Source organism: Pseudomonas sp. GW821-FHT07F01 (genome assembly GCF_059418825.1).
On record NZ_JBWKQO010000007.1, the window covers coordinates 384,153 to 394,457 of the forward strand.

9 protein-coding genes are annotated in these 10,305 nt (G+C 62.2%); 8 read left to right on the forward strand and 1 reads right to left on the reverse strand.

The genetic code is table 11. From position 1 onward, the window contains the following. Nucleotides 1-52 precede the first annotated feature (52 nt). Nucleotides 53-1,543: a leucyl aminopeptidase gene (locus tag AC07R1_RS26865; RefSeq protein WP_368995334.1), complete on the reverse strand. Its 1,491-nt coding sequence runs from the start codon at nt 1,541-1,543 to the stop codon at nt 53-55. A 306-nt stretch (nt 1,544-1,849) separates the two neighbouring features. On the opposite strand from AC07R1_RS26865, the gene lptF reads away from it, so the two are divergent. The 8 genes from lptF to pdxJ all read left to right on the forward strand — a co-directional run bounded on the left by lptF (nt 1,850) and on the right by pdxJ (nt 10,255). Further along, nucleotides 1,850-2,968 (forward strand): LPS export ABC transporter permease LptF, encoded by a 1,119-nt coding sequence (gene lptF / locus AC07R1_RS26870; protein WP_015634263.1) that lies wholly within the window; start codon nt 1,850-1,852, stop codon nt 2,966-2,968. Continuing rightward, nucleotides 2,961-4,022 (forward strand): LPS export ABC transporter permease LptG, encoded by a 1,062-nt coding sequence (lptG, locus tag AC07R1_RS26875; protein WP_011059418.1) that lies wholly within the window; start codon nt 2,961-2,963, stop codon nt 4,020-4,022. The genes lptF and lptG overlap by 8 nt, the downstream gene beginning before the upstream one ends. A gap of 168 nt (nt 4,023-4,190) precedes the next feature. Beyond that, nucleotides 4,191-5,990: a translation elongation factor 4 gene (lepA, locus tag AC07R1_RS26880; protein WP_011059419.1), complete on the forward strand. Its 1,800-nt coding sequence runs from the start codon at nt 4,191-4,193 to the stop codon at nt 5,988-5,990. A 5-nt stretch (nt 5,991-5,995) separates the two neighbouring features. After that, the gene (gene lepB, locus AC07R1_RS26885; protein WP_011059420.1) at nt 5,996-6,850 is read left to right on the forward strand and encodes a signal peptidase I; all 855 of its coding nucleotides are present in this window, start codon (nt 5,996-5,998) and stop codon (nt 6,848-6,850) included. A 216-nt stretch (nt 6,851-7,066) separates the two neighbouring features. Then, nucleotides 7,067-7,756: a ribonuclease III gene (gene rnc / locus AC07R1_RS26890; RefSeq protein WP_011059421.1), complete on the forward strand. Its 690-nt coding sequence runs from the start codon at nt 7,067-7,069 to the stop codon at nt 7,754-7,756. Beyond that, nucleotides 7,749-8,651, forward strand: coding sequence for a GTPase Era (era, locus tag AC07R1_RS26895; RefSeq protein WP_019094760.1), 903 nt, complete (start codon nt 7,749-7,751; stop codon nt 8,649-8,651). The genes rnc and era overlap by 8 nt, the downstream gene beginning before the upstream one ends. Nucleotides 8,652-8,769: 118 nt before the next feature. Next, a complete protein-coding gene (gene recO / locus AC07R1_RS26900; protein WP_011059423.1) occupies nt 8,770-9,459 on the forward strand; it encodes a DNA repair protein RecO in 690 nt (229 codons plus the stop codon). Between the two features lie 49 nt (nt 9,460-9,508). Continuing rightward, complete coding sequence (gene pdxJ, locus AC07R1_RS26905; protein WP_342401172.1) at nt 9,509-10,255, forward strand: pyridoxine 5'-phosphate synthase; 747 nt, start codon at nt 9,509-9,511, stop codon at nt 10,253-10,255. The last annotated feature ends 50 nt before the right edge of the window (nt 10,256-10,305 follow it).

The window sequence follows — 10,305 nt, forward strand, 5'->3', positions numbered from 1 at the left end:
CTGAGCCGAGGAGGGCTCCGCCTTCATGCGGCGCCCCCTGCGGTCATGGTTTTCAGGCTTTGGCGCGGTCCAGCAGGTATTGGGTCAGCAGGGGGACCGGACGGCCAGTGGCGCCCTTGTCCTTGCCACCGCTGGTCCAGGCAGTGCCGGCGATGTCCAGGTGCGCCCAGTTGAGGTTCTTGGTGAAGCGCGAGAGGAAGCAGGCGGCGGTGATGGTGCCGGCCTTCGGCCCGCCGATGTTGGCGATGTCGGCGAACGGGCTGTCCAGTTGCTCCTGGTACTCGTCGAACAACGGCAGTTGCCAGGCGCGGTCGTCGGCTTGCTGGCCGGCGCTGAGCAGTTGGCCGATCAGTTCGTCGTTGTTGCCCAGCAGGCCCGAAGTATGGGCGCCCAGGGCGACCACGCAGGCACCGGTGAGGGTGGCAATATCGATCACGGCCTGTGGCTTGAAGCGCTCGGAGTAGGTCAGGGCATCGCACAGCACCAGGCGGCCTTCGGCGTCGGTGTTGAGGATCTCCACGGTCTGCCCGCTCATGGTGGTGACGATGTCGCCAGGGCGCGCGGCGCCACCGCTGGGCATGTTCTCGGCGCAGGCCAGGATGCACACCAGGTTGATCGGCAGCTTCAGCTCCAGCACGGCGCGCAGGGTGCCGAACACACTGGCGGCGCCGCCCATGTCGTACTTCATTTCATCCATGCCGGCGCCCGGCTTGAGGCTGATGCCGCCGGTGTCGAAAGTGATGCCCTTGCCCACCAGGGCGAACGGCTTCTCGGACTTCTTGCCGCCGTTGTACTGCATGACGATCAGGCGTGGCGGCTGGTCGCTGCCCTGGCCCACGGCATAGAACGAGCCCATGCCCAGTTCCTTGATCTTCTTCTCGTCGAGGACCTCGACCTTCAGGCCCTTGAACTCCTTGCCCAGGGCCTTGGCCTGTTCGCCGAGGAAGGTCGGGTGGCAGACGTTCGGTGGCAGGTTGCCCAGGTCGCGGGTAAAGGCCATGCCGTTGGCGATGGCCTGGGCATGGGTTACGCCGCGCTGGACTTCGGCTTCGGCGGCCTTGATGGTCAGCAGGGTGATTTTCTTCAGGGCGCGGGGCTCGGCCTTCTGGCTCTTGTAGCGGTCGAAGACATAACCACCGTCCACCAGGGTTTCTGCCAGCAGGCGGGTCTTGCCGTAGCTGTCGCGGCCCTTGATCACGACTTCATCCAGCGCCAGCACGGCGTCGCTGCCGCCCAGGCCCTTGAGGGTGGTGAGCACGCCGCTGATGATCTTGCGGAACGGGCGGTCGCCCAGTTCGCCGTCCTTGCCGGTGCCTACCAGCAGCACCCGCTCGGCCTTGAGTTTGGCCACGCCGTGCAGCAGCAGGCTCTGGCCGACCTTGCCGGCCAGGTCGCCGCGCTTGAGTACGGCGCTGATGGCGCCGCCGCTGAGTTCGTCGAGTTGCTTGGCAACGTTGCCGAGTTTGCGGCCTTCGCCGACGGCGACCACCAGGGTGGCGGTCTTCAACGTTTCCGGGCTAACGCTTTTTACAACCAGTTCCATGTCTGGGTCCCTGAATAAATGGTCAAAGAGCGCAGGAGGCTGTCCTGCGCCGAGCTTATCTATATAGAAGAAGACGCCGCATGCTGCCGACGACAAAGCCGCCAGTTTGAACCTCGCCGGTCGCGGCTGACAACCCTCGCATGGGCCAGTTTCGGCGCATTAGAGCGCTGGGTGAGCATCCTCCGTGACAGGCGCACGCAATCACAGGATAATGCGCCATCTTTTTTCGGCGGCCCTGCGTCTGGGGCCGGCTCGATACGTTTGCTTGTTCGGCCGCCTTAGCCTGACAACCCTGGAGTGTCTGGTTTGATCGTCTTTCGTTATCTGTCCCGCGAAATCCTGCTGACCCTGAGTGCCGTGAGCGCGGTATTGCTGGTCATCATCATGAGCGGGCGCTTCGTCAAGTTCCTCGCGCAAGCCGCCTCGGGGGCCCTGGATCCGGGCTCGCTGTTCCTGATCATGGGGTTTCGCCTACCGGGCTTCTTGCAACTGATCCTGCCCCTGGGGCTGTTCCTCGGCATTCTCCTGGCTTACGGCCGGCTCTATCTCGAAAGCGAGATGACCGTGCTGTCGGCCACCGGCATGAGCCAGCAGCGCCTGTTGGGCATAACCATGATCCCCGCGGCCCTGGTGGCCCTGCTGGTGGCCTGGCTGAGCCTGAGCCTGGCGCCCCAGGGTGCCAACCAGTTCCAGCTGTTGCTGAACAAGCAGGATGCCCTGACCGAGTTCGACACGCTGGTGGCGGGGCGCTTCCAGGCGCTCAACGACGGTACCCGGGTCACCTACACCGAGCAGTTGTCCGAAGACCGAACCAACCTGGGCGGCGTGTTCATTTCCGAGAAGCGCCTGGGCCAGCAGAAAAAGGACGAGGGCATTTCGGTGCTGGTGGCCGAGAAGGGCCATCAGGACATTCGCCCCGACGGCAATCGCTACCTGATCCTGGAAAACGGCTATCGCTATGACGGCAACCCGGGTGAGGCCAACTACCGGGTGATCAAGTACGACACCTACGGTGTTTTGCTGGAGCGTCCGGACGTCAGCGACGAAGTCACCGATCGCGATGCCATGCCCACCGCTGACCTGATCGGCAAGGATGACCTGCGAGCCCGTGCCGAGCTGCAATGGCGCCTGTCCCTGCCATTGCTGGTGTTTATCGTGACCTTGATGGCGGTGCCGTTGTCCCGGGTCAACCCGCGCCAGGGCCGCTTCCTCAAGCTGATTCCGGCGATCCTGCTGTACATGGCTTACCTGACCATCCTGATCGCCGTGCGCGGTGCACTGGAGAAGGGCAAGATTTCCCCGGCCCTGGGGCTGTGGTGGGTGCACCTACTGTTTCTGTTGATCGGCCTCGGCCTGATGTATTGGGAGCCGATGCGCTTGAAAATGGCGAGTCGTCGCAGCGTGAAGGAGATGGCTCGTGGTTAAGCTCGATCGCTACATCGGTAGCAGTGTGTTCATGGCTATCCTGGCGGTCCTGGGGATCATCCTCGGGCTGGCCTCGCTGTTTGCCTTCATCGATGAGATGGGGGCTGTCAACGAAACGTATACCGTGGTGGATGTAATGAGCTACGTGGCCCTCACTGCGCCGCGTCGGGTCTATGAAATGCTGCCGATGGCAGGCCTGATCGGCTGCCTGATCGGCCTTGGCAGCCTGGCCAGTAACAGCGAGTTGACCATCATGCGCGCGGCCGGTGTATCGGTGGGCCGTATTGTCTGGGCGGTCATGAAACCCATGCTGGTGCTGATGCTGGTGGGCGTGCTGGTGGGCGAATACGTAGCGCCGGCCACCGAGACCCAGGCCCAGGCCAGTCGGGCCCTGGCCCAGGGTTCCGGCGATGCCCAGAGTTCCAAGCACGGCCTGTGGCACCGCCAGGGCGATGAATTCATCCATATCAACGCAGTGCAGCCCAATGGCCTGCTCTATGGCGTGACCCGCTACCACTTCGATGACCAGCGCCACATGCTGTCGTCGAGTTTTGCCCGCCAGGCCCGTTTCCACGAGGACTACTGGCAGCTGACGGATGTCACCACCACCTACTTCCGCGACGGTCATACCGAAGTCATCAGCGTGCCCGGCGAACGTTGGGATGTGGCCTTGAGCCCGCAACTGCTGAGCACTGTGGTGATGGCGCCGGAATCCCTGTCCATCAGCGGCCTGTGGGGCTACATCCACTACCTGGCCGACCAGGGCCTGAACAACGGTCGCTACTGGCTGGCGTTCTGGGTCAAGGTCCTGCAGCCGCTGGTGACGGCGGCGCTGGTATTGATGGCCATTTCCTTCATTTTCGGTCCGCTGCGTTCGGTGACCCTGGGTCAGCGGGTATTCACCGGCGTACTGGTGGGTTTCACCTTCCGCATCGCCCAGGATCTGCTGGGCCCTTCGAGCCTGGTATTTGGCTTTTCGCCGTTGTTCGCGGTGCTGGTGCCTGCGGGTATCTGCGCGGTGGCGGGCGTCTGGCTGTTGCGCCGGGCCGGCTGATTCCGCGGCTTTGCCAGGGTCTTGACGTAACGCCCCGGTCCTTGGATCGGGGCGTTTTTGCATTTGACAAACGCTGACAGGCGAGCGTGACGCTTGTGCCGAGTATCAGGTACAATTCCCGGCTATTTTTCGGCGGGCCATGCCTGCAGCCTTTTTGAGTGTTCATCCGTGAGTGATTTGAGTCATATCCGCAATTTCTCCATCATCGCCCACATTGACCATGGCAAGTCGACTCTGGCCGATCGCTTCATCCAGATGTGCGGCGGCCTGGCCGAGCGCGAAATGGAAGCCCAGGTTCTGGACTCCATGGACCTTGAGCGTGAGCGCGGGATCACCATCAAGGCCCACAGCGTCACCCTCTATTACAAGGCCCGCGACGGCATTACCTACCAGCTGAACTTCATTGACACCCCGGGCCACGTGGACTTCACCTACGAAGTCAGCCGTTCCCTGGCGGCCTGTGAAGGTGCATTGCTGGTGGTGGACGCCGGCCAGGGCGTCGAAGCCCAGTCGGTTGCCAACTGCTACACCGCCATCGAGCAAGGCCTGGAAGTGATGCCGGTGCTGAACAAGATCGACCTGCCACAGGCCGATCCGGAGCGGGTCAAGGAAGAGATCGAGAAGATCATCGGTATCGATGCCACCGACGCCGTGACCTGCAGCGCCAAGACCGGCCTGGGCGTGGACGAGGTGCTCGAGCGCCTGGTGACCACCATTCCGGCACCGACCGGCAACATCGAAGACCCGCTGCAAGCCCTGATCATCGACTCCTGGTTCGACAACTACCTGGGCGTCGTGTCCCTGGTACGTGTACGTCATGGCCGGGTGAAGAAGGGCGACAAGATCCTGGTGAAATCCACCGGCAAGATCCACCTGGTGGACAGCGTTGGTGTATTCAACCCGAAACACACCGCCACCACCGACCTCAAGGCCGGTGAAGTGGGCTTCATTATCGCGGGCATCAAGGACATTCACGGCGCGCCCGTGGGTGACACCCTGACCCTGAGCTCGACCCCGGACGTTGAAGTGCTGCCGGGTTTCAAGCGCATCCAGCCCCAGGTCTACGCCGGCCTGTTCCCGGTCAGCTCCGACGACTTCGAGGATTTCCGCGAAGCGTTGCAGAAGCTCACCCTCAACGACTCGTCGCTGCAGTACACCCCGGAAAGCTCCGACGCCCTGGGCTTCGGCTTCCGCTGCGGGTTCCTCGGCATGCTGCACATGGAGATCATCCAGGAGCGCCTGGAGCGCGAGTACGACCTGGACCTGATCACCACCGCACCGACGGTAATCTTCGAGCTGCAACTGAAGAACGGTGAAACGATCTACGTCGACAACCCGTCCAAGCTTCCGGATCTGTCGGCGATCGAAGACATGCGCGAGCCGATCGTGCGGGCCAATATTCTTGTGCCGCAAGAGCACCTGGGCAACGTCATAACCCTGTGCATCGAGAAGCGCGGCGTACAGCACGACATGCTGTTCCTCGGCAGCCAGGTCCAGGTGACCTACGACCTGCCGATGAACGAAGTGGTCCTGGACTTCTTCGACCGCCTGAAATCCACCAGCCGCGGCTATGCTTCGCTGGATTACCATTTCGATCGTTACCAGTCGGCTAATCTGGTGAAACTGGATGTGCTGATCAACGGTGAGAAGGTCGACGCCCTGGCGTTGATCGTGCACCGTGACAACGCCCACTACAAAGGGCGTGCGCTGACCGAAAAGATGAAAGAACTGATTCCTCGGCAGATGTTTGACGTGGCAATCCAGGCCGCCATTGGCGGGCAGATTGTGGCGCGGACAACCGTCAAGGCACTCAGAAAGAACGTACTGGCCAAATGCTACGGCGGCGACGTTAGCCGTAAGCGCAAGCTGTTGGAAAAGCAGAAGGCCGGTAAGAAACGCATGAAGCAAGTGGGCAACGTGGAAATTCCACAAGAAGCCTTCCTTGCCGTGCTCAGGTTGGATAGTTAGGTCCTATGTCACTAAATTTCCCGCTGTTGCTGGTCATCGCTGTCTTCGTTTGCGGTCTCTTGGCGTTGCTCGACCTGGTGTTCCTGGCACCGCGCCGGCGTGCCGCCATTGCCAACTATCAGGGCAGCGTCAGCCAGCCGGACGGGGTGGTGGTCGAGAAACTGAGCAAAGAGCCGCTGCTGGTTGAATACGGCAAGTCGTTCTTTCCGGTGCTGTTCATCGTCCTGGTGCTGCGTTCGTTCCTGGTGGAGCCGTTCCAGATTCCATCGGGCTCGATGAAGCCGACCCTGGATGTGGGCGACTTCATCCTGGTGAACAAGTTTTCCTACGGGATCCGCTTGCCGGTGATCGACAAGAAGGTCATCGAAGTCGGTGATCCGCAGCGCGGCGATGTGATGGTGTTCCGCTACCCAAGCGATCCGAACGTCAACTACATCAAGCGTGTGGTCGGCCTGCCGGGTGATGAAGTGCGCTACACCAGCGACAAGCACCTGTTCGTCAACGGTCAGCCGGTGGCGGAGCAACTGGTGGGGGCTGAACCCGGCACCTTGGGCAGCGCCGAGCTGTACAAGGAAAAACTGGGCGCCGCCGAGCACTTGATCCGCAAGGAAATGAGCCGTTACCGGGCAACCCCGGACGGTCGCTGGGTGGTGCCGGCCGGGCACTACTTCATGATGGGCGACAACCGCGACAACTCTAACGACAGTCGCTACTGGGACGATCCAAGTATTCCCAAGGACCTGCTGGGCATGGTTCCCGACAAGAATATCGTCGGCAAGGCCTTCGCAGTCTGGATGAGCTGGCCCGAACCGAAACTCAGCCACCTGCCGAATTTCTCGCGGGTTGGCCTGATCAAGTAATCACACGCGGCGCTGTTGAACACAGCGCCGAATGCTTTTCTGGCTCTTGTATAAAACGGCCTTGCCCTTGGGCGACCCGTAACAGCCTTATCGCCAGAAGCATGCAGTCAACGATATTCAGGATGTAAATTTGAACACAGCGTTAATTGCCACCCGCACCTCGTGCGCGGCCCCTGGGATGGCGAGTTTCGGCAACGAAACCAGCGTGGGTAAACCGTGAGCGTTTCTTTGAGCCGTCTCGAGCGTCAGCTCGGTTATTCCTTCAAGGACCAGGAGCTGATGCTGCTGGCCCTCACTCACCGCAGCTTTGCCGGGCGCAACAACGAACGCCTGGAGTTTCTCGGTGACGCCATTCTCAACTTCGTTGCCGGCGAGGCGCTGTTCGAGCGCTTTCCCCAGGCCCGCGAAGGCCAGCTCTCGCGTTTGCGCGCGCGTCTGGTGAAAGGTGAAACACTGGCGGTGCTGGCCCGTGGTTTCGACCTGGGCGAGTACCTGCGCCTGGGCTCCGGCGAATTGAAGAGCGGCGGTTTCCGTCGTGAGTCGATCCTTGCCGATGCCCTGGAGGCCCTGATTGGTGCGATCTACCTGGACGCCGGCATGGAGACTGCCCGTGACCGCGTGCTGTCCTGGCTGGCCTCGGAGTTCGAGAGCCTGACCTTGGTGGACACGAACAAGGACCCCAAGACCCGGCTGCAGGAATTCCTCCAGTCCCGCGCCTGCGAATTGCCACGTTACGAAGTGGTGGATATCCAGGGCGAACCGCATTGCCGGACATTCTTCGTTGAATGTGAAGTCACCTTATTGAATGAAAAAAGCCGAGGTCAGGGTGTGAGCCGCCGTATTGCCGAACAGGTAGCGGCCGCCGCAGCACTGATTGCCCTGGGCGTGGAGAATGGCCATGACTGATTCAACTGCAACACGCTGTGGCTATGTCGCCATCGTCGGCCGCCCCAACGTGGGCAAGTCGACGCTGCTCAACCACATCCTCGGCCAGAAGCTGGCGATCACCTCGCGCAAGCCCCAGACCACTCGTCACAACATGCTCGGGATCAAGACCGAAGGCGCCATCCAGGCGATCTACGTCGATACCCCCGGTATGCACAAAAGCAACGAGAAGGCGCTGAACCGCTACATGAACAAGACCGCTTCGGCGGCGTTGAAAGACGTCGACGTGGTGATCTTCGTGGTCGATCGCACCAAGTGGACCGACGAAGACCAACTGGTACTGGAGCGTGTGCAGTACGTGCAGGGCCCGGTAATCCTGGCGATCAACAAGACCGATCGCATCGAGGACAAGGCCGAGCTGATGCCGCACCTGACCTGGCTGCAGGAGCAACTGCCGAACGCCGAGATCGTGCCGGTCTCCGCCCAGCAGGGCCACAACCTCGAAGCCCTGGAAGGCCTGATCGCCAAGCACCTGCCGGAGAACGACCACTTCTTCCCGGAAGACCAGATCACCGACCGCAGCAGCCGCTTCCTCGCCGCCGAACTGGTGCGGGAAAAGATCATGCGCCAGCTCGGTGCCGAGCTGCCCTACCAGATCACCGTGGAAATCGAAGAGTTCAAGCAGCAGGGCAAGACCCTGCATATCCATGCCTTGATCCTCGTCGAGCGCGACGGCCAGAAGAAAATCATCATTGGCGACAAGGGTGAGCGGATCAAGCGCATCGGCATGGAGGCGCGCAAGGACATGGAGCTGCTGTTCGATTCCAAGGTCATGCTCAACCTCTGGGTCAAGGTCAAGGGCGGCTGGTCCGACGACGAACGCGCCCTGCGCTCGCTGGGCTACGGCGACCTCTGATGCACTTCGCCGGCAAGCCGGCTCCTGCACCTTCCTGTAGGAGCTGGCTTGCCGGCGAACAGCTGCAACTCCTTCTCCGGACCCGGTTCCCTCTCTTCCCCTGAGATCCCCCGCAACCATGTCCAGCAACGCCCCAGTCGGCCAACTCGCCTACGTCTTGCACAGCCGCGCCTACCGCGAAAGCAGTGCCCTGGTGGATTTTCTTACCCCCCAAGGTCGCCTGCGAGCGGTGCTGCGCAATGCCCGGGGCAAGGCCGGGACCCTGGCGCGGCCCTTCGTGCCCCTGGAGGTCGAGTTTCGCGGCCGTGGCGAACTGAAGAACGTCGGGCGCATGGAAAGTGCCGGCATTGCCGCCTGGCTCAATGGCGAGGCGTTGTTCAGCGGCCTCTATCTGAACGAGCTGTTGATTCGCCTGCTGCCGGCGGAAGATCCCCATCCTGCGGTATTCGACCACTACGCTGCCACGCTGCTGGCCCTGGCCGAAGGCCGTCCCCTGGAGCCTCTGCTGCGGGCCTTTGAGTGGCGCCTGCTGGATGACCTGGGCTACGGCTTTGCCCTGGACAGCGACATCCATGGCGCGCCCATTGCTGCCGACGGCCTGTATCGCTTACAGGTGGATGCCGGGCTGGAGCAGGTGTTCCTGCTGCAGCCGGGGCTGTTCAACGGCACCGAGTTGCTGGCCATGGCCGATGCCGACTGGAGCGCTCCCGGCGCGCTGTCGGCGGCCAAGCGCCTGATGCGCCAGGCCCTGGCGGTGCACCTGGGCGGCCGGCCCCTGGTCAGTCGCGAGTTGTTTCGCAAGCCTTAGTCTCCCCGTATGCTGTGCGCCGAATCTTCATTTATTCAGGAGCGCTTCCGTGACCACCAGCAATCGCATTCTTCTTGGCGTGAACATCGACCACGTTGCCACCCTGCGCCAGGCACGGGGCACCCGTTACCCGGACCCGGTCAAGGCAGCGCTGGACGCGGAAGAGGCGGGCGCCGACGGCATCACCGTGCACCTGCGCGAAGATCGCCGGCATATCCAGGAGCGCGACGTGCTGCTGCTCAAGGACGTGCTGCAGACCCGCATGAACTTCGAAATGGGCGTCACCGAAGAGATGATGGCTTTTGCCGAGCGTATCCGTCCGGCACATATCTGCCTGGTGCCGGAAACCCGCCAGGAGCTCACCACCGAAGGCGGCCTGGATGTGGCGGGGCAGGAGGCGCGGATCAAGGCGGCGGTAGAGCGGCTGTCGAAAATCGGTTCCGAAGTGTCCCTTTTCATCGACGCCGACGAGCGCCAGATCGAGGCCTCCAAGCGGGTCGGCGCGCCGGCCATCGAGTTGCACACCGGGCGTTATGCCGATGCCCAGACGCCCAGTGAAGTGGCCGAGGAGCTGCAGCGTATCGTCGACGGCGTTGCTGTTGGCCTGGCCCAGGGGCTGATCGTCAACGCCGGCCATGGCCTGCATTACCACAACGTCGAGGCGGTGGCGGCGATCAAGGGCATCAACGAGCTGAACATCGGCCATGCCCTGGTGGCACACGCTCTGTTTGTCGGTTTCAAAGGTGCGGTGGCTGAGATGAAGGCCTTGATCCTGGCGGCTGAGGCCAAGGCCTGAATCGCCTTCGCCGGCCAGCCGGCTCCTACACAGGTTGTGCAGGAGCCGGC